The organism is Pelagimonas sp., from assembly GCF_058892305.1.
The window spans coordinates 1-19,134 of the sequence record NZ_JBZXVN010000032.1; the positions used below are offsets into that span (position 1 = coordinate 1).

Below are 19,134 nucleotides of genomic sequence, written 5' to 3' on the forward strand. Positions count from 1 at the left end.
AATTTCAGCATTGTTAACAAAAAATTCACCTGTTTAGCCTGTAAAAGTCAAACATCAGGCGTTATGTACTCAACGCGCGAATGAGGACGAGTATGGCTAAAAAAGGCGAACAGATCGCTGCTTTGCCCTTGCGATGGGACAAAGACGGCAAGTTAGAAGTGTTAATGGTTACCTCGCGCGGAACGGGGCGCTGGATTGTGCCCAAGGGTTGGGAAATGGATAACACCAAACCCTGGAAGGCCGCGTCGATCGAAGCCTTGGAAGAGGCGGGGATCAAAGGCCGAATTAGCCACGATATGATCGGGACCTATAAATACGACAAGGTGTTGGACAACGGCAAACCCTTGCCTTGTGTCGTGCGCGTTTACCCGATGATCGTTGAAAAGCTGAAGCGCGATTGGAAAGAACGCAAACAGCGCACCCGTCGTTGGTTTACGCCCAAGGCGGCGGCGCGCCGTGTTCAGGAAAAGCAATTGGCAAAGATGCTGCGGTCTCTGGATCGCAAGCCGCGCAAGCAGCCTGTGATCCGAGAGCTACTCAAAGCATCCTGACGTTAATCGACCGGCAAGCCGCTTGGCACGGTGTCGGGGCGGCCCATAGGCGGCGTTTCTGCGCTTGCTCCGGTCAGGGCATGCAAGAAGGCCTCGATATCGGAAATGTCGGCGTCGCTTAGCGGGACCTTGGTGGTGTCGAGATTGGCCAATAAACGCTGCATTTCGTTCTGGTCTGACATGACTTTGAAATCTACATCCTGAAGCCAGGCGACTTTGGGGAGGCTGGCCATATCCGGCGTCCAATCTGCGAGTGATCCTTCGGGGTTGGCCATGTGTCGGATCATGTCGCGCAGGGTCGGAAAGGCCCCGTTGTGGCCATAGGGTCCGGTAAGCGCGATGTTGCGAAGGGATGGTGTGCGGAACTTATAGGCGTCATCGGCATCGCCGGTTGTTTCCATGCGTCCGATATCGCGTTGTCCGTCGATGCGTCCAGGGCCAAAAGCCGGCACCCCAACCGAGTGAAAACCCTGATCTGAAAAGAGCGGGCCATTGTGGCATTGCGCGCAACCTGCCTCCCCAAAGAAGAGCTGACGACCGCGTTCTGCGTCCGCAGGCAGCGGCGTTCCGGCGGTTAGGTAGGCGTCATAGGGGCTGTCAAAGCTTTGCCATTCGGTGCCAATAAACGCAGCCAACGCGTTGGCGATTTCGACAATAGTGATGTCTTGCGCCGAGGCGACATGTGGAAAGGCCTTGGTAAAATGTGGGGTGTAGTTTGGGGTGTTGCGCACCCGATTGGCGACTGCCTCCCAGCCATGATCAATGCGCTCTTCAAAGGCGGCACCGACCGGGTTTTCGGAGGCAACTCCGGCCATTTCGGCGTCTGAGCTCATCGGGAAAAGCGCCTGCGCCGCAAGGATCGAGTTTAATCCGTGAGGGAGGCGCGCCTCGGCCGGTGTCTCAAACCGCCCGCCCTTTGCGTCTGTGGCCTCGACGCGACCATCGTGAAACAGGACGCGCACATCGCGGTGCCCCAAGTTCCACAGGGCCGGGGCGTTGCGCGGTATCCGTGATGCGATTTTGGTCTCACCGCTACCGGGGCTGCGATTTGGCCCTAGCCCTTCGCCGCCTTCGCCGATGCCAAGGCTAACGCCGTCGGTTCCGCCGAGCGTATGATGGTGACAGGTTCCGCAACTGATGTTTTGATTGCCCGACAGGATTTTGTCGTAAAACAAAAACTGACCCAGAGCGGCCTGCTTTGGATCAAAATTGATGAAATCCGATTTGGACATGGTGTCGGCATTGGCCGAAGATGTGGCCATGACACAGGCCGTTGCCAGAGAAATGGAAAGCCGGGAAAGAATACGCATAGGGTTACCCTTGGGCTGGTCACGAAAATGTTATCTGCAATTCTTTCAGACTGCCCAAGCCAGCGCCACCTGACAAGTAGCGGATTCCTCTATTGTTTACGCGAGGATAGCAAAAGGTGCGCGCAACAATGGGCTGTTGCGCGCAGGTATTGTTTCCACAATGGCGAAAATGATGATTCGTCTTATTGGGGCGCAAAGCTGCCGTATTGCCCGCCAAAGAACATCAATGGATCCCCGGTGCGGGTCGCCACTTCGATCACTTTGGCCACGATGATCGAATGATCACCACCGTCATGTGTGGCGTGCGTTTGGCATTCAAAACGCGACAGGCAATTGTTGATCAGGGGAACGCCACGCGGGCTGTTTTCCCAATCCAGCCCGTCAAAGGCGTCGCCCGACCGGGCAAAGCCCTGACAGATGTCCTTTTGCTCATCCGCAATCACATGGATCGCAAAATGTTCCGCGGCCATGAAAAACGGATAGCGCGACGACCCTTTGGCCGGCGACCAAAGCACCAAGGCCGGGTCAAGCGAGACACTGGCAAAGCTATTGGCAGTGATCCCGAGCGGCCCGGTTGGGGTCGCACAGGTGATCACGGTCACACCGGTGCCAAACCGCCCCAGCGCATCGCGAAAGGCACGTGGGTCGGACTGGGCCGGATCAAATCGGGTGGTTTGCATCGTCACGTTCTTCGCTTTCTCTGGATCAGGCGACTTCGTGGCCAAGCGCTTCTGTATAAAGCGCAAACCAAGTCTTGCGATCCATTTCTACTTTGGCAGCATCACCGATCTGTTTGATCCGGTCTAGATTGTTGGTGCCTAGAACCGGCAGAATGCTTGCGGGGTGGGCCAAAAGCCACGCAACCGCGACGGCAGCCTCATCCACACCCTGTGCGGCACCGATTTCGGCAAGCTTGCTGCGCAATCCGGCGTTGTCGGTATCAAACAAGGCACCGCCACCAAGCGGGGACCATGCCATTGGCGCAATGCCGAGACGCTGGAGATGCGCCAAATCGCCGTTTGTGAATGCATCGTGGCACAGCAGGCTCATTTCAATCTGGTTGGTGACCAGTTTGGTTTTCATGCCTGATTGCAGCAGGTCCCAATCATAGGGGCGGAAGTTCGACACGCCAACGGCGCGAACCTTGCCGCTTGTCACAACATCATCCAGCGCAGCACCGGTTTCCTTGTGATCCATAAGAGGATCGGGGCGGTGGATGAGCAAGAGATCAATGTGATCAACCTTCATCAGACGCAGCGAATGGTCAACCGAGGCCATGATATGGGCGCGGCTGGTGTCGTAATACTTGACCGGCGCATCGCTATAGCGGCCCATCGGCGCGACGATGTCGCATTTGGTGACGATCTCGATCTGGTTGCGTAATTCGGGTGTCAAAGCATTGCCAAGGATTTCCTCGGCCTCGTAACCGCCATAAATGTCGGCCTGATCCATTGTGGTGATGCCCTGATCAAGGCAGGCGGAAATCTTGTTCTGGATGTGGGCGGCGCTGGTATCTGCGTCATCGCCAATACGCCACATGCCATAAACGAGGCGGCTCATGTCCAGCGCGTCATTGAGTTTGATACGATCCATTTTGATCTCCGTCAGGCCGGGCAAGGCGCGGCAGTCATTTCAAAAGTTACCTGAATTAAAGGTGCTTGGGCGATATCGCTTTGAAAGGAAGGGTTCAACAACGACATCACCAAAGTGTTCTTGTCAGGCGGTCGGGCTAGCGGCGTGGACCTGCCGCCAAAGGTGTGGCCGGGGCCGATGTTGGCACCCGTCCATAGGCTTGCGGGAGCGAGCAAGTCTTCATCTGAGGAAGGACCTTTTCGCCAAAATGCTTGCACTCATCCATGTGCGGATAGCCCGACAAGATAAAGGCGCGCATGCCCATTTTCTGATATTCTTCTAGCTTGCTCAGAACCTGATCGGTTGAGCCAACAAGCGCCGCGCCACAGCCGGATCGCGCCCGTCCAACACCGGTCCAAAGGTTCGGCTCAACAAAGCCTTCCATATCCGCGAGTTCGCGGTTTTTGGCCTGATGTGAGACGCCAAGAGAGGTGGAATCCAAGGCGCGGTCGCGAATTTCCGTACCTTTGTCATCGTCTAGCTTGCTAACGATGTGCTGGGCGTATTCGCGGGCTTCGGCTTCGGTGTCGCGCACGATGCAGTGCACCCGCAAGCCATAATCAAGCGTGCGACCATAGCGTTCGGCGACCACATTCACCGCTTTCATGCGTTCCGCAAGCTGGTCTTTGGGTTCCGGCCACATCAGGTAAACGTCGCAATGCTGGCCGCAAAGCTCAAGCGCATCAGGGCTATAGCCGCCAAAATAGAGCAAAGGCCCACCGGTTTGATACGGCACCACCGGGTCAGTCCCGAGTTCGGCAAAATCATACACGTCGCCCTTGTGGTTGATTTTGTCTTGGGTCCAGGCCTGTTTCAAAATCTCAACCACTTCGCGGGAGCGTTGATAGCGAAAACTGCTCTCTTCTTTTTGACCGGGAAAGTCAGAAGAAATGATGTTCACCGTAAGGCGCCCTTCGAGCATGTGGTCGAGCGTGGCAAGCGTGCGGGCCAGCATGATGGGCTGCATCTCACCACAGCGCACAGCGGCCAGCATGTTGATCTTGTCAGTAATCGGAGCGCATCCGGCAACAAAGCTGAGCGTGTCTTGGCCAACTTGATAGGAGGATGGGCACAGGATATTGCGAAACCCTTGCGCTTCGGCCTCTTTGACGATGCCGGAACAATGCGCCCAGCTTGAGCGCAGCTTGCCATCCGGCACGCCAAGGAATTCGTAGTCGTCCGAGCACAGCGCTGCGAACCATGAAACTTCTGCCGCGTCCAGATCGGGGGACGTGATGGGTACGATTGTCATTAAGGTGCACCTCCCATGCATTTTCTCTTGCGTAGCATCCGATTCTGAGTAAATCAATGGTGGATCAATTTTGGATTACCGCCCGATGAGAGACCGCCATTCCCTGCCGCTTTACCTTCAGATCAGTGAAATGCTGATCCGTGAAATCAATGCTGGTCGATTGGCCGAAGGGGAACGGCTTCCGCCCGAACGGGAATATGCAGCCCAGCTTGGGACCTCGGTTGGCACGTTGCGCAAGTCATTGGCAGATTTGACGAAAAAGGGAATGCTTGAGCGTATTCAGGGCTCTGGAAACTATGTGCGCGCCCAAAGCGACGTGCAGTCAGTGTATACGTTTTTCCGGGTCGAGCTCCATGAGGGGGGCGGCTTGCCCACTGCGGAATTGTTGTCGGTGGATCGCGTGACAAAGCCAGATGATCTTCCGGAGTTTGGGGCAAGTGATGAGGCGCATCGCATTCGGCGTTTGCGCCGCCTGAACGGCAAACCGGCGGTCGTCGAGGAAATCTGGCTGGACGCGTCTTATACGAGCGAAGTGTCCGAGGGCGATCTTTCGGAATCGCTTTACCTTTATTACCGCGAAAAACTGGGTCTATGGATCAAATCAGCCGAAGACCGGTTCTCTGTGTCCGAAGTTCCAGACTGGGCCCCGGACAGCTATGGCCTTGCGACCGGCACGCCAACGGTCTTGGCGACACGGGTCAGCCTCGCAAATGATGGCAGCCGGGTCGAGGTTTCGCGCGGCTGGATCGATACAAACGTGGCCACCTACGTGTCGCGACTAAAATAAGACAGGGAAAAGAATGACTAAGATCATCAACTATGGCGTCATCGGCTGCGGCATGATGGGGCAAGAGCATCTGCGCAATATCGCCCTGTTGGATGGTGCGCGTGTGCAGGCGATTTTTGAACCTGACGCGGGAATGGCGGACAAGGCGCGTGCGATTGTGCCGGACGCTGTGTTTTACGCTTCGGTTGGTGATCTTTTGGCGGATGACGCCTTGGATTGCCTGTTGGTGGTAAGCCCCAATTACCTGCATGTGGAGCAGCTCGAAGAAATCGCCCGCACGCGTCCTTTGCCACTTTTGATGGAAAAGCCCCTCTATACTGATCCGGATCACGCCGCGCGGATCGATGCGATCAAAGCGTCCTATCCTGCTCCGATTTGGGTTGCGATGGAGTATCGCTATATGCCGCCGGTGGCTAAGTTTCTGAACGAGCTAGAAAGCGCGACAGGCGGCGTCAAAATGCTTACCATCCGCGAACACCGCTTCCCGTTTTTGACAAAAGTTGGGGATTGGAACCGCTTCAACGCCAAAACCGGCGGGACGTTGGTCGAGAAATGTTGTCACTTCTTTGATCTGATGCGGGTGGCGTTGCAGTCCGATCCGGTGCGGGTCATGGCCAGCGCTGGGCAGGCGGTTAATCATATTGGCGAAACCTATGACGGTGCCGACTCCGATATTTGGGACAGTGGTTATGTGATTGTCGATTTTGCCAACGGCACACGGGCCATGTTGGAACTGTGCATGTTTGCAGAAGGCTCTCGTTATCAGGAAGAGTTAAGCGCCGTGGGTCCAAAAGGCAAAATCGAAGCTTTGGTTCCGGGGCCAGGGCGCTTTTGGCCGGAGCATTTGGGCGAACCACCGGTGTCGCAGGTGATCGTGAGCCCGCGTGCGCCAAAGGGGCCGGTTGCCCTGGAAATTCCGGTCGAAGAGGCGCTATTGGAGGCGGGGGATCACAATGGCTCGACCTTCTATCAGCATCAGAACTTTCTGGCTGTGGTGCGCGGTCAGAAGCCGGTAGATGTGACGCTAGACGATGGGGCTTGGGCGGTGCGCATCGGTCACGCCGCACAGAGATCGGCGATTACAGGGGCTGTTGTTAACCTTTGATCCGGCGAAAATGCCGCTTTTTTGCCACAGCTATCCCCCCAATTCGTGCTGATTCGCCCTCTAACCCCAAGATTTTGCTACCTCCCACATATTCCTTCTAGCGCGTTTCAGGGAATTGCGTTAAAAGATGGGCAGAGCAAAATAAGTGACCATAAAAAAACAAACGGTCACGTAGAGGTAGAGCGGTGTTATCATGAGCGCGATCGATTTCGTGGTGCGTACCCGTGCGGGTGCGATTGAGCGTGGTTCTGTTGGTGGTGGTGATGAGGATTTCCTTGTCAATGCCCAAGGCGGACAGGACATTTCCCTGAATTTGAACAGAGCTGAATTGCGCGGGTATGACCGTGCAGCAGATGATCTGCTGATAACCCTGACCGACGGTCGGGTCATCGTGCTTGAAGGGTATTTTTCGGACAACGGCGACGGAAGCCGCTTGTTCCTCAGCTCCGGTGGTGAGCTGAACCAAGTGAGCTTTGTTGAGGCGGACGGTGGGGCATTGTTCGCGCAATATGGGCCGACCGAAACATGGGGCAAGTGGAGCCCGACCGACGAGTTGATCTTTGTTGATGATCCTCAGGTCGCGCTTGACGGTGCTGTTCCTTACGACCCCGAAGGCGAAGAGGTTTCGATGCTTGGCGCGGGCCTGCTTGGTGCGGCCGGTTTGGGCATGGGTGGCCTTGGGGCTGCTGGTCTCGGGACTGCGGCGCTTCTTGGGGTTGCTGCGGGCGGTAACCCCGGCGGTGGCGGTGGGGGAAGCGATCCAATCGTTCCCACTGTTGACGATCCGGACAATAATTATGACATCGGTGGCGGCGATGAGCCGTCAATCACAATCACCGGAACCGGCGAGCCGGGATCCGATGTTGTTGTGACAATCGGTGAAGAAGAAGTCACAACTCAAATTGGTGAGGACGGCACATGGGAAGCTGTATTCACCGGGGATGATTTCCCTGTTGATGGCGTCTATACCGACATCCCGGTTGTTGTGACCAATCCCGGCGGCGAGGTGATCGAGCTGGACGGACCATCCTTCGAAATTGACACGACACCTCCGGTGCTTGAAGCCACAGATGGGACTGTTTCGCTCGGCGATTTGTTCAATGGCGAAGATCATCAGGACGGCGTTGAAATCTCGGGGTCGGCCGAAGCTGGTTCCACTGTGACCGTCACTATCGGTGAACACAGTGAAACTGTTGTTGTTGGCGAGGATAGCAGCTGGTCTTTCACTTTTGATGCGACTGTTCTGCCTGCGGGTGAATACACCCAAGATGTGGTGATCACCGCGACCGATAGTTTCGGCAACACAACCGTTGTGAACGAACAAATTCAAATTGATACTGTCAACGAAGTCACCTTGGGCAATGCGCCTTTGACCGGCGATGATTTGATCAATGCGGGCGAATATGCAGCGGGTGTGACCCTGACTGGCACAAGCCAAGCGGGATCAACCGTTGAGGTGACCATCGAAGGGCAGATGCAGTCTGTGACCGTGGATGGCGATGGCAACTGGAGCGTGACTTTCGACAGCTCGATGTTGGCCGAAGGCACCTACAGCACCACAGCTCAGATCGTTTCGACCGACATTTCGGGCAACGTTGTGACCATGTCGCACACGTTCAATGTCGACACCGAAGCCGGTGTGACGGTTGATACCTCGACCGTGGCCGCAGATGGCATTGTTAACGCTGTTGAACATGGCGGCACGGTGACTGTTGGCGGGACGGGCGAAGCCGGTTCGTCGATCGAAGTCGCAATCAACGGCAACACTTGGTCAACCACGGTTGGTGATGACGGCTCTTGGTCTGTGGACATTGGCGCGGGCTTCTTGCCAGCGGGCACAACGGTTGCGGACGTGTCTGTGACTTCCACCGATTTGGCCGGGAACATTTCTACGGCGTCTGGTGGCATCAACATCGACACCCAAAACGACATCGCCATGGCGACCGGCAACGTAGAGGGTGACGGAACCGTCAACGCTGCGGAACGCGCCGATGGTGTGGTTCTAAACGGTGTTGGCGAAGCGGGTGCCGCGATCGAAGTCACCGTTGGTGGCACAGTGTTGAACACTGTTGTCGATGCCTCCGGTAGCTGGAGCGTCACAATTCCGGCGGACAATGTGCCGACCGGCACCACCACAATGGATGTAACCGCGGTCTCCACCGATGCGGCGGGCAACGTTGCAACGGCGACCGGAACGATCAATATCGACACCGAAACCAATGTCTCGGTGATGACGGCCAATGTCGAAGGCGAAGGCGTCGTAAACGCGGCGGAACGCTCTGACGGTGTTGTCCTGACCGGCCAAGCCGAAACAGGTGCCTCGGTTCAAGTGACAATGGGCAGTGTGACACACACGGCGGTTGTTGCCTCGGACGGTAGCTGGACCGCGAACTTTGCAGCCTCTGACCTGCCGACTGGTGAAACCACTTTGGACGTAACCGCGGTCTCTACCGATGCCGCCGGTAACACAGCGACGGCAACGGGCACCGTTGATGTCGATACGCTGGTCCGTGACTTTGACTTCACTTCGACCCCTGGTGGGGCCGATGGTGTGATCAACGCCGAAGAGGCCTCGCAAGGGCTAACCATGACCGGCACAACCGAGCCGGGCGGCACCGTTGATGTGACGCTGGACGGTGTGACCGTTCCGGCAACGGTTGCAGCCGATGGTAGCTGGTCCGCCAGCTTCTCGGCAGCGCAATTGCCAAGCGGCGACCGCACGGTCACCATGACGGCGGTTTCTACCGATCTGGCCGGCAACTCGGACACGATCTCTCAGCAGGTTCGCGTTGATACAGACGCAGGGTTGCTCACCATCTCGCCGGCTCCGGTCGAAGGGGATGACATGGTCAACTTTGCCGAAGCATCGGATGGTGTGGTCCTGACCGGGACATCGACACCGTTCCAATCGGTTGATGTGACCATGAACGGCGTGACCCACACGGTCACAACCGATGCCAGCGGTATCTGGACGGCACCTTTCGCCGCCAGCGAAATTGCACCGGGCACCTACACGGCCGATATCACCGCGACGATCACCGACAGCGCAGGTAACACGCTTACCCGTACCGACAGCGTTGATGTTGATACCGAAGTTCTGAACTTTGGCGTCAGCAGCGACCCGGTTGAGGGCGACAATGTTATCAACGCTGACGAGGCGTCGGATGGCTTTACACTAGCGGGCACAACAGAACCCGGCGGTACGGTTGCTGTGACCTTCAACGGGGTGACACGTGCCGCGACGGTTGATGGCGATGGCAACTGGTCTGTGGATTTCTCGGCAAGCGAAATCCCGGCGGGTGAGCACGCGACAAGCGCGTTGATCCAGACAACGGATGTCGCAGGCAACACGGCCGAAACCACCACCAATTTTGACATCGACACCGAGGTCAACCGCCTCAATGTGTCGACTGATCCCACCACACGCGATGACATTGTCAACGCAGAAGAGGCGGCTCAGGGCTTTGAAATGAGTGGTCAGGTCGAAGTTGGATCGACGGTTGTTGTGACCTTTGGTGGCGTTGCTCACACAGCGACGGTTAACTCAAATGGTGGCTGGACTGTGGACATTCCTCCCGGCTCGATCTTGCCGGGGACCGGTCCTCAGATCGCAACGGTTGACGCCACGGACCTTGCTGGCAACACCCGCACTGTGACCGAAACCATCAATGTTGATACCGAAGCCCCCGGCGAGCTTGCTTGGGAAGGCTATGGCCGCAACCATGAGGGTGTCGACCAAATCCGGACCGAAATCAGCGACGATACCGTTGAAATCGGGCGCGTCATTGGTGGCGAAGGTTCAAGCCCAAGCGTTGTCGGTGTTGCTCTGGAAAGCCAGGTCGATGTCGATGCTCTGGATCTAACCTTCCATAGTTTCTCGGACGCTGTTCCGGATGGATCGCACTTGGTTCTGACTTCGACGGATGGCGCAGGCAATGTGTCGAGCTCCTATCTGGTGACTGATGATCTGGCGACGTCCGAAGTGACGATGACTGACGATTTGGCCTCGACCTTGTCCGGCTTCAACATCGAAACAATCGATTTGCAGTTCGCCGAGGATAGCCATCTGACCATCACAGAAGCCCAGTTGACGGCCTTGTCGTCCAACACGGACACTCTGGTTGTTCATGGTGGGGTTGACGATAGCGTTACGATCACCGGTGCTCAGGCGGCCGGTACGCAGACCGAAGGTGGCGAGACCTACAATGTCTTCACCTTGGGTGATGCTACTCTGTTGATTGACGACGACATCACCAACGTGTCGACTGGCGTCGTTTAAGTACCAGTATAAAACGTCCAGAGGCCCGGCTGAACCGGGCCCTGGATCCCGAAATTATAAAAATCAATCGCGCCGATACGGGGGCACGACTATGAGTATGAGCAGGCGGAGCCTGGGCTTGATCATCGCTGTTGCGATGCTGCCCGGATGCATGAAAGATATGGGTGAGGGCGTAGTCTCTCGCTTCAAGGGGGCTGAACCGGATGCGGCGGCCCCAGCCGGAAAACCCAAGAAAGCGGTTGTCCGAGCCTCGGATTCATCCGAGATCATAAAGGCGTTACAGGGTCGACCATCGGTTTTGATCTCTGGGACACCCTATAGCCGCGTGGCGGATGCTGTGATTGCATCTGATGCCCGTGTGGCCGAGGCCGAGTTGCGGGTGGCACGATTGCGAGAGCAAGCGGCCAAGTACAACTGGCTCCCCTCGATAGGACCCGATGTATCGCTCAATTCACTTGGCGAATTTGTCACCGATCTGGTGATCAATCAGGTCATCTTTGACAACGGCCGCAAGAAAGCTGAGCGTGATCTGGCCAAGGCCAATGTTGAAATCGCCGCCGTAACCCTTGTCGAAGACGGCAATCAACGGGTTCACGATGCCTTGTCCTTGTACCTCAAGGCCGAACAAAACCGGGACGTATCAAGCCATCTGGCCGTGGCGATCAGGGACATGAGTCAATTCGAATGGGTCATGCAGCAGCGCGTCAACGGCGGCGTATCGGATATGTCCGACCTCAACGTGTTGCAGCAAAAACTGTCATCAATGCAGGCCCGATCCTCTGAGGCACAAGAAGCCACCGTAACCGCCATGGCAGAGCTGAACGCCATGTCAGCGCGTCAGCTTAGCGACCTACGTGGAATTGGTGGATTGCGGTCCGATAGCAGCGCAGAGGCGCTGGGTGTGTTGCGCTCAAAAGGCGAACAGGAACGCGCGATTGCCGAAGCCAAGATTAGCCGGGCACAGCATTTGCCGGGTCTGTTTGTCAACGCCAAGGGCGGTCAAAGCGCCCCGTCCGTTGGGGCGACAGTCACCACCGACACCCTGTTTAGCCTAGGGACAATGGCCGAGTTCGAGGCCCTTGAGGTGACCAAGGAAACCGCCGCTCGCCGGGTCGAAGAAGCCCGCGAAGACGCCGCGCGCGATATTGCGGCACAGTCACGTCAGCTTGAAGCCTTCCGCCGACAAGCAATTGAGGCCACGACCTTGACCCAAAGGGCCAAAGAGAACCTCGACCTTTTCCAAGCGCAATATGACGGCGGTCAAAGACAAGTAATGGATGTAGTTGGTGTGTACGAGACTTATGCAATGGCGCTGGAGCGTGAAATCGATCTGAAATACAAGGCGGCGCGGGCCGAGCTTGAACTGGCGCGTCTGCGCGGCGGATTGGCCGAAGGAGCGCAGATTTGACCTCGCCTCAAATACTCCGCATGGCGGATCGTGCCAAAGACGCGGTTTTGCGGGCCGTCCCAACGGGGGCAAGCATCGGAGCCGCCCGTCAGTCTCGCTATTCCGAAAAGGCGCAATCGCGCGCTGATATGATCCTGACTCTAGGCAGCCGCCTTGGTGTGGACGCCCGCAAGCATGACATTCTCGAAGCCTTGGTGCGCGAGGCCGGTTGTGATGACAGCTATGACGAGGTCGCGCTAAAGGCCGGGCTAGAAGCCGCTGGTTTGATCGCCGAGTTGCAAGAGCCGGATAGTTTGGTGCCAACCCTTTGGCCCGCCATCGCCTTGATGAGCAACGGTCAAACCGTCTTGGTGCTTGGTCAACAAGATGGCGGTCTAACCATCTATGACGAAAGCGGCACCGATCGCCGCTCCGAAGTCGCCATTGCCGAATTTGGTCCGTATTTCTCGGGCCGATTGGTTCGGGCAGAGGCTCCGGTTCAGGTGCTTTCGGAAACCCATGCCAAGTTAGATGAGAATACCCATTGGTTCTGGGGCGAATTCCGTCGCTTTTCGCGCCATTTCAGCGAAGTCGCCTTGGGCTCTTTTGTGGCCAACCTGTTGGCCGTGTCTGTGGCGCTGTTTTCGCTACAGGTTTATGACCGGGTGATCCCGCATCAATCCGAAGCAACCCTTTGGGTCTTGGCCGCTGGTGCTGGTTTGGCTTTGTTGCTTGAGGCCTTCCTTAAGGTTGCGCGCTCGCAATTGCTCGATGGGGCAGGGCGCCAGATCGAGTTGGGGGTGCAGAAAACCCTGATGCAACGCTTGCTGGGCATGCGCTCTGATCTCGCGGGTCGGTCGCCGTCTCAGCTGTTCTCTGCGATGCGTGAATTTGGCTCGGTCCGTGAATTCTTTACCGCTTCGACGGTAGGGGCCTTGGCCGACATTCCGTTTATCTTCGTCTTTCTCGCCCTTGTCTGGTCAATCGCTGGGTCGGTTGTCTGGGTCTTGATCGCCGGGGGCATCATGATGGTGGTGCCCGGGTTCTTGATGCAGAAGAAAATGATCCGCCTCACGCAGGAAATGCAGGGCGCATCCTCTAAACAATCCCGTTTGCTCCAAGAGGTGGTGGTTGAGCTCGATACGATCAAAACCCAACGCGCCGAAGACCGGTTCGAGCGGACGTGGGAAGAGCTGACTGCTGTCCAAGCTTTGAAATCTTCCGAACAACGCAAACTGGCGGCGTCCCTGACGTTTTGGAGCCAAGGCGTTCAGCAGGCCACCTATGTCGGCGCGGTCATCACCGGGACATACCTTGTTTTTGCGGGTGAATTCACCGTCGGGTCGATCATCGCCGTTGGTATTTTGTCGTCGCGCACCTTGGCCCCTTTGACGCAGCTGTCGGGTATCATGGCGCGCTGGGGCAATGTCAAAAGCGCGCTGGACGGGTTGGACGCAATTGCTCATGTCGATTGTGACCGCTCGACCGAACGGACCTATTTGCGCCGCGAAAAACTAAACGGTGAATATGAGCTGCGCGATGCCAGCTATCACTATGACCCCGAAGGGTCCCCCGTTCTGGATTTGCAGGCGCTTAAAATCCAACAGGGTCAGGTTTTGGCCATCCTTGGGGCCAATGGGTCGGGCAAATCGACCCTGCTGAAAATGCTGACCGGGCTTTATGCGCCAACATCGGGCAAGCTTTTGATTGATGGCACCGAGATGTCGCAGATCGAACCGCGTGATTTACGCCGGACCATTGGCTATCTGGGCCAAGACGTCCGTCTGTTTCATGGGACGCTGCGCGACAATCTCAACCTCAATATGATGGAGCGCAATGACGAACGTCTGTTCGAAGCGCTGGATTTTGCCGGGTTGGGGCAATTCGTCAAAAGCCATCCCAAGGGCCTTGATCTGGAAATCCGTGATGGTGGCGAAGGCCTTTCGGTTGGCCAACGTCAAAGCATCGGCTGGGCGCGGCTTTGGCTTCAGGATCCGGACATTTGCCTTTTGGATGAGCCGACGGCGGCCCTTGATCAAACGCTTGAAAAGACGCTGATTTCACGGCTGGAAACATGGTTGCAAGGCCGCACGGCGGTGATTGCGACACACCGGGTGCCGATCTTGTCTTTGGCATCTCGCACGATGATTTTGGCAAACGGCCGTATGGCAATTGATGGCCCGCGCGATCAGGTGCTTGATCACCTGCGCACGGCCGGACAGGGGGCTGCATAATGGCTGTGTCTTCGACCAATCTGGCAGCACAGCTGCAAAAGGACATGAATGGCCCGTCCATGACAATTTGGCTTTGTGCCATTTCGGTCTGGGCCTTTGTAATCTGGGCATCCTTTGCTTGGGTCGACGAAATTGTACGTGCCGAGGGCGAGATCATCTCTTCGTCACGCCCACAGATCATCCAAAACCTCGAAGGCGGCATTCTCTCTGAGTTGCTAGTCAAAGAGGGGGATGAAGTTTTGCGCGGCGATGTGCTTGCGCGTCTGCACGGTACCCAATTCAAAAGCTCGGTTGATGACTTGAGCGACCAAATCACCGCCCTCGAGGTCCGCCGCCTGCGGCTCGAGGCCGAACTGGCGGGGGCGTCGACTTTTGACGTCCCCGCATCTTTGGAGATGCGTTCGCCTCATATGGTGGCGTCCGAAGAGGCGCTGCTTTATGCGCGCTACACGGATTTCATCAGCCGAAGTTCGGGTGCGCGCCGGGTTTTGGATCAGGCCCAGAGCGAGCTCGATTTGATGGAAAACCTTTTGGACAAAAAGGTTGTTGCCCTGATCGAAGTGACACGGGCCCGCAAAGCCCAGGCCGACGCCAAGAAGCTTTATGATGAGATTGTCACGCAGACGGAATTGGCCAGAGCTGAAGAGTATTCGGACACCCTGAAAGAGCTGGCGACATTGCAGCAAAACCTTAAGGCATCACAGGATCAGTTGAACCGGACCGTGCTGACGTCTCCGATGCACGGCATCGTCAACAACTTGAGCGTCACCACAATTGGTGGAGTTGTCCGTCCCGGCGAAGAGATTTTGCAAATCATTCCGGTGGACGAAGAGCTGTTTGTTGAGGCGCAGGTCAAACCGGAAAACATTGCGAATATCCGTCCGGGTCAAGAGACCACGATCAAGCTGACGGCCTATGATTATACGATCTACGGAACCCTCAAAGGGCGTGTCGACGTGATCTCGGCTGACACCTACAAAGATGAACGCCGTCCGGAGACTGAGGCGCATTACAAAGTGTCAATTCGGGTTGATATGTCGTCGATGACTGATCGTCAGGCGGCGATGGAAATTCGCCCCGGTATGTTGGCGCAGGCCGAGTTGCATACCGGTGAAAAGACGGTTTTGCAGTATCTTCTCAAGCCGTTGTACAAATCTCGTGAGGCGTTCCGGGAGCCGTAAGGCTCCCAAATTTCGTCGACGAAATTTGCAAAACCCGTGCACGGGTTTTGGTCGCTCACGCCTCGCTGTCCATCCAAATGGTCACCGGACCGTCGTTTAATAGGCTGACTTTCATATCGGCCCCAAATTGGCCTTTCGCGATGGAAAGGCCTTGGGCGGCTATCTGTTTGGCGAAATATTCATACATCGCTTCGCCGTCCACTGGCGGCGCTGCAGTCGAAAAGCCCGGGCGATTTCCACGGGACGTATCGGCGGCAAGAGTGAACTGGCTCACCACCAATACGCTTCCGCCAATGTCTTTGACCGACCTGTTCATGCGCCCGTCATCGTCTTTGAAAATTCGTAGCTTGGCAATTTTGGCGGCCAGTTTGTCGGCCTGAGCTTCGGAGTCGCCCTGCATCGCGCAGATAAGAACCAAAAGACCCGGCCCAATCTCACCAATGGTCTCTCCGTCCACTTCAACGCGGGCCTCGGAAACCCGTTGTAACAATGCGCGCATATCTTTTGCCTTCTTATTGGTTCATAGCGACGACGTAGCCAATACCGGCGGCAACCAGAAGCCCCAACACAACGGCAAAGCTGATCTTCCATGCTGACCAAGGGCGCTCGCCTTTGACCCGCCCCGTGCGCCCGTTGACAACAAAGCGATAGCTTTTGCCGCGGTATTTGTAGGCCGCCATCCAGACCGGCAATAGCACGTGTTTAAAGGTCACATCAGACACATGTGTGTCGAGCCCATGGATGCGTTGCCGGTCACCACCGATGTCGAATTTTACATCGCGGCGAATTTGGCGATCCATTATGGCGCGGGCTTCGTCAAAGCCAACATCCAGGTCGACTTGGTACCCTTCGGCCCGAAATCCGGCAAGGAATTCAGGCCGATAAGGTTCCATAGCGCTAAGATCCCACGGCTCTAACGCATCGGTGTATGTCTTGGGCAAGGCTTTGGAGGCCAGAACCAACACATCATCAAAGAACCGTGCCACGCGCCCCGACACCGGGGTCCAGCGGATTTTCTGCACCCTTTCCTGTTGGGTTTTCCCGTCGCGAATAACGGTTCTTGTCTCGTAATAAATCGTGCCACGCTCGCCACGATAGGCGGATTTTGTATCAGCATCATAGGTCCAATATGGCACATAGATACCGTTCATTTTGCGCCCCTTTCGGGCGTAGTCCTGCAACCCATTTGGCGCAAACCACAACCGCCCCAACCAGTCATTCATGGCGTCGTGCGCGGCCTTGTCGTCCAAGGCAAAGGGCAGGAGTCCCTTGGGTTTGATATGCCTGTGTTCTCCTGTATCCGTGACCACGGGTGTCGCGCAAAACGGGCATTCGGAGGCGTGTAAATCGGGATCAAATTCGACTTCTGCGGCGCAATTTGGGCACTTTGAAACGCGGGTTTCTTCCATTTCTTGCAACGGAAGCACGTTGTTTATGGCCGCATTGAAATCCAATTCACGAATGCCCCCCTCCCATGGGCCGGTCTCTGTGACTTCTGCTGTATGACCACAAAAGTCACAGACCATTTGACCGCCATCGGGATCAAACCGAAAATCTGCACCGCATTGATCACAGGGGAAGCGATGTTCTTCTTTGGCTTTTTGGGTTGGCTCGGGGTGACCTGACATTGTGATCTCCTGCTTGACTTACTGGCAAAATGGTCAATTTTGGTTCAAATGAAAAGTATTCAAACACATACCTTTAACATTCGTTCCTGACCTCGCCATGCGCCTATTTACACTCGTTTTTACAATCTTCGCATCCAGCCTTTCTGCCGGAGAGGTCTTCTTTGAGTTCCAGTGGATCGGAGGACAAGGCTATAGCATGCAAGGGGCGTTGGCATATGATGATGCCTTGGCATCCTCGTCGATTGTGACAGGCGATGACCTGCACTGTTTTCAGGTAACAGGCTTCAAAGATGGCGCAGAGATCGGCTCTTGGGGGTTGGGCCAAAAGTCGGAAACCACCGCATGGCGGTTGCACCTTTTGCCTAGGGAAGGGATGTTTTTGCACGAAAGCGCGATTGTGCGCATGCCACAGGCCTGGAACATGGCGGGCGATGGAAGTGGATGTGGGAAAGGCGGATTTGGATTCAATATCGGCAATTTCGCGCAAGATATCTGTGTTGACGACACCTTGATCGTTGAAAGTCAGGTGTCGTCTTACAAACCCTTTCCTGCCCGGCACGTCGAAACTTTCGACTTTGCGCCGGACGCCTGTTTGGGCCCTATTTTACTTAGCCAGCTGGCGGAGGAGGCGGTGGCGGCATCACGGTAAAGAGCTGTGCTAGCTCTTGAACGTCACCGGCCTTTTTCCAACCGTCCTGTCCTGGTGTCCAAACATGGGTGTCGCGGGCAAGCTCCCCGCTTGTGGTCATCCGGCCAAGGTCTGCTTTGGAAAACGGACCCGTCGTTTGGCCGTTCACAGCCAAATGCCAGACATGTTCGACGGGGGGAGGCGGCGGCGTCAGACCCGCGCCCGGCTGTTGTCCGGCGGGGGCCATCCCACCGGCCATTTGATTGGCCATGTTCATGCCCATACCGGCCCCAAACCCCATGCCCATGGATTGATCCATCGCGCCGCCTTGGCCCATGGCCTCGGCTGCTTTGTACTTCATGTGGTCGTCAAGATTGCCGGTGATACCACGCGAGGTGCGGGTATCCATCGCCTTTTCGACTTCTGGTGGAAGCGAGATATTTTCGATATAAAGTTCAGGCAATTCAAGACCGTATTGCGCAATGGTGCCGCTGATGGCTTGGGCAACAAGCTTGCCAACATCGCCGGTATTGGCCGCCATATCCAGAACAGGAATGCCGGATTTGGTGATCGACTGGCTGAATTCCTGAACGATGATGTTGCGGATCTGAAAGCTGATCTCGTCCATGGTGAATTCACCATCGGTGCCAACGATCTCTTTGAGGAACAGCGCCGGATCAGCGACTTTGATCGAATAGGTGCCAAAGGCCCGAATGCGGGTCGGCCCGAATTCCGGGTCGCGCAGCATGATCGGGTTTTTGGTGCCCCATTTCAGATCGGTGAACCGGTTGGTGTTCACAAAATAGATTTCTGATTTGAACGGCGAATTAAACCCATGATCCCAATGCTGAAGGGATGTCATGATGGGCATGTTGTTGGTTTCCAACATATAAAGCCCGGGCGTAAAGACGTCAGCCAATTGGCCTTCGTGGATAAAGACGGCGGCCTGCCCTTCGCGAACGGTTAGCTTGGCCCCGTATTTGATCTCATGGCCTTCGCGCTCAAATCGGTAAACCAATGTGTCTCGTGTATCGTCCACCCAGTGAATAACGTCGATAAACTGGCCGGATAGAAAATCGAAAATGCCCATAAAACTCGGTCCCCTCTGGGTCGTTGATGGCAAAAAGATAACCATTCACGGCACGAGTTTCTAGCGTCAC

15 protein-coding genes are annotated in these 19,134 nt (G+C 56.1%); 8 read left to right on the forward strand and 7 right to left on the reverse strand.

Translation table 11 applies throughout. The annotated features are described in order from the left end of the window. Positions 1 to 92: 92 nt before the first annotated feature. Positions 93 to 551, forward strand: a complete 459-nt coding sequence (locus AC5EFR_RS13535; RefSeq protein ID WP_493576325.1) for an NUDIX hydrolase — start codon at positions 93 to 95, stop codon at positions 549 to 551. A 2-nt stretch (positions 552 to 553) separates the two neighbouring features. On the opposite strand, the gene AC5EFR_RS13540 is transcribed toward AC5EFR_RS13535, so the two are convergent. The 4 genes from AC5EFR_RS13540 to AC5EFR_RS13555 form a co-directional block, all read right to left on the reverse strand. Next, positions 554 to 1,861 (reverse strand): cytochrome-c peroxidase, encoded by a 1,308-nt coding sequence (locus tag AC5EFR_RS13540; RefSeq protein ID WP_493576326.1) that lies wholly within the window; start codon positions 1,859 to 1,861, stop codon positions 554 to 556. 182 nt (positions 1,862 to 2,043) lie between these two features. Next, on the reverse strand, positions 2,044 to 2,541 hold the full coding sequence (locus AC5EFR_RS13545; protein ID WP_493576327.1) for a flavin reductase family protein: 498 nt from the start codon (positions 2,539 to 2,541) through the stop codon (positions 2,044 to 2,046). 25 nt (positions 2,542 to 2,566) lie between these two features. After that, on the reverse strand, positions 2,567 to 3,454 hold the full coding sequence (locus AC5EFR_RS13550) for an aldo/keto reductase (RefSeq protein ID WP_493576328.1): 888 nt from the start codon (positions 3,452 to 3,454) through the stop codon (positions 2,567 to 2,569). 136 nt (positions 3,455 to 3,590) lie between these two features. Then, positions 3,591 to 4,745 (reverse strand): LLM class flavin-dependent oxidoreductase, encoded by a 1,155-nt coding sequence (locus AC5EFR_RS13555; protein WP_493576329.1) that lies wholly within the window; start codon positions 4,743 to 4,745, stop codon positions 3,591 to 3,593. An 85-nt stretch (positions 4,746 to 4,830) separates the two neighbouring features. Here AC5EFR_RS13555 and AC5EFR_RS13560 point away from each other — a divergent pair, with 85 nt between their 5' ends. The 6 genes from AC5EFR_RS13560 to AC5EFR_RS13585 all read left to right on the forward strand — a co-directional run bounded on the left by AC5EFR_RS13560 (position 4,831) and on the right by AC5EFR_RS13585 (position 15,718). Then, positions 4,831 to 5,532, forward strand: a complete 702-nt coding sequence (locus tag AC5EFR_RS13560; RefSeq protein ID WP_493576330.1) for a GntR family transcriptional regulator — start codon at positions 4,831 to 4,833, stop codon at positions 5,530 to 5,532. Positions 5,533 to 5,545: 13 nt separating this feature from the next. Further along, a complete protein-coding gene (locus AC5EFR_RS13565; RefSeq protein WP_493576331.1) occupies positions 5,546 to 6,637 on the forward strand; it encodes a Gfo/Idh/MocA family protein in 1,092 nt (363 codons plus the stop codon). Positions 6,638 to 6,830: 193 nt separating this feature from the next. Then, complete coding sequence (locus AC5EFR_RS13570) at positions 6,831 to 10,916, forward strand: hypothetical protein (protein ID WP_493576332.1); 4,086 nt, start codon at positions 6,831 to 6,833, stop codon at positions 10,914 to 10,916. 151 nt (positions 10,917 to 11,067) lie between these two features. After that, positions 11,068 to 12,324: a TolC family protein gene (locus AC5EFR_RS13575; protein ID WP_493576333.1), complete on the forward strand. Its 1,257-nt coding sequence runs from the start codon at positions 11,068 to 11,070 to the stop codon at positions 12,322 to 12,324. 20 nt (positions 12,325 to 12,344) lie between these two features. Beyond that, complete coding sequence (locus tag AC5EFR_RS13580; protein WP_493576334.1) at positions 12,345 to 14,537, forward strand: ATP-binding cassette domain-containing protein; 2,193 nt, start codon at positions 12,345 to 12,347, stop codon at positions 14,535 to 14,537. Then, entirely contained in the window at positions 14,537 to 15,718 is a 1,182-nt protein-coding gene (locus AC5EFR_RS13585; RefSeq protein WP_493576335.1) for a beta-barrel domain-containing protein, read from the forward strand. The genes AC5EFR_RS13580 and AC5EFR_RS13585 overlap by 1 nt, the downstream gene beginning before the upstream one ends. Before the next feature lie 55 nt (positions 15,719 to 15,773). Here AC5EFR_RS13585 and dtd read toward each other — a convergent pair whose 3' ends face one another. Both dtd and AC5EFR_RS13595 read right to left on the reverse strand, forming a co-directional pair. Next, positions 15,774 to 16,217 (reverse strand): D-aminoacyl-tRNA deacylase, encoded by a 444-nt coding sequence (gene dtd, locus AC5EFR_RS13590; RefSeq protein ID WP_493576336.1) that lies wholly within the window; start codon positions 16,215 to 16,217, stop codon positions 15,774 to 15,776. Between the two features lie 13 nt (positions 16,218 to 16,230). Then, positions 16,231 to 17,346: a TFIIB-type zinc finger domain-containing protein gene (locus tag AC5EFR_RS13595; protein ID WP_493576337.1), complete on the reverse strand. Its 1,116-nt coding sequence runs from the start codon at positions 17,344 to 17,346 to the stop codon at positions 16,231 to 16,233. A 97-nt stretch (positions 17,347 to 17,443) separates the two neighbouring features. On the opposite strand from AC5EFR_RS13595, the gene AC5EFR_RS13600 reads away from it, so the two are divergent. Beyond that, on the forward strand, positions 17,444 to 17,995 hold the full coding sequence (locus tag AC5EFR_RS13600) for a hypothetical protein (RefSeq protein WP_493576338.1): 552 nt from the start codon (positions 17,444 to 17,446) through the stop codon (positions 17,993 to 17,995). On the opposite strand, the gene AC5EFR_RS13605 is transcribed toward AC5EFR_RS13600, so the two are convergent. After that, positions 17,955 to 19,064 (reverse strand): SPFH domain-containing protein, encoded by a 1,110-nt coding sequence (locus AC5EFR_RS13605; protein WP_493576339.1) that lies wholly within the window; start codon positions 19,062 to 19,064, stop codon positions 17,955 to 17,957. The two genes, AC5EFR_RS13600 and AC5EFR_RS13605, sit on opposite strands and share 41 nt — an antisense overlap. Positions 19,065 to 19,134: the final 70 nt, after the last annotated feature.

What these genes read in the sequence shown, in the direction of transcription:
- AC5EFR_RS13565 (WP_493576331.1), top strand. Translation starts at nt 5,546, where the DNA reads ATGACTAAGATCATCAACTATGGCGTCATCGGCTGCGGCATGATGGGG.
- AC5EFR_RS13555 (WP_493576329.1), bottom strand. Translation starts at nt 4,745, where the DNA reads ATGACAATCGTACCCATCACGTCCCCCGATCTGGACGCGGCAGAAGTT.
- AC5EFR_RS13605 (WP_493576339.1), bottom strand. Translation starts at nt 19,064, where the DNA reads ATGGGCATTTTCGATTTTCTATCCGGCCAGTTTATCGACGTTATTCAC.
- AC5EFR_RS13540 (WP_493576326.1), bottom strand. Translation starts at nt 1,861, where the DNA reads ATGCGTATTCTTTCCCGGCTTTCCATTTCTCTGGCAACGGCCTGTGTC.
- AC5EFR_RS13550 (WP_493576328.1), bottom strand. Translation starts at nt 3,454, where the DNA reads ATGGATCGTATCAAACTCAATGACGCGCTGGACATGAGCCGCCTCGTT.
- AC5EFR_RS13535 (WP_493576325.1), top strand. Translation starts at nt 93, where the DNA reads ATGGCTAAAAAAGGCGAACAGATCGCTGCTTTGCCCTTGCGATGGGAC.
- dtd (WP_493576336.1), bottom strand. Translation starts at nt 16,217, where the DNA reads ATGCGCGCATTGTTACAACGGGTTTCCGAGGCCCGCGTTGAAGTGGAC.
- AC5EFR_RS13575 (WP_493576333.1), top strand. Translation starts at nt 11,068, where the DNA reads ATGAAAGATATGGGTGAGGGCGTAGTCTCTCGCTTCAAGGGGGCTGAA.
- AC5EFR_RS13560 (WP_493576330.1), top strand. Translation starts at nt 4,831, where the DNA reads ATGAGAGACCGCCATTCCCTGCCGCTTTACCTTCAGATCAGTGAAATG.
- AC5EFR_RS13570 (WP_493576332.1), top strand. Translation starts at nt 6,831, where the DNA reads ATGAGCGCGATCGATTTCGTGGTGCGTACCCGTGCGGGTGCGATTGAG.
- AC5EFR_RS13580 (WP_493576334.1), top strand. Translation starts at nt 12,345, where the DNA reads ATGGCGGATCGTGCCAAAGACGCGGTTTTGCGGGCCGTCCCAACGGGG.
- AC5EFR_RS13595 (WP_493576337.1), bottom strand. Translation starts at nt 17,346, where the DNA reads ATGTCAGGTCACCCCGAGCCAACCCAAAAAGCCAAAGAAGAACATCGC.
- AC5EFR_RS13545 (WP_493576327.1), bottom strand. Translation starts at nt 2,541, where the DNA reads ATGCAAACCACCCGATTTGATCCGGCCCAGTCCGACCCACGTGCCTTT.
- AC5EFR_RS13600 (WP_493576338.1), top strand. Translation starts at nt 17,444, where the DNA reads ATGCGCCTATTTACACTCGTTTTTACAATCTTCGCATCCAGCCTTTCT.
- AC5EFR_RS13585 (WP_493576335.1), top strand. Translation starts at nt 14,537, where the DNA reads ATGGCTGTGTCTTCGACCAATCTGGCAGCACAGCTGCAAAAGGACATG.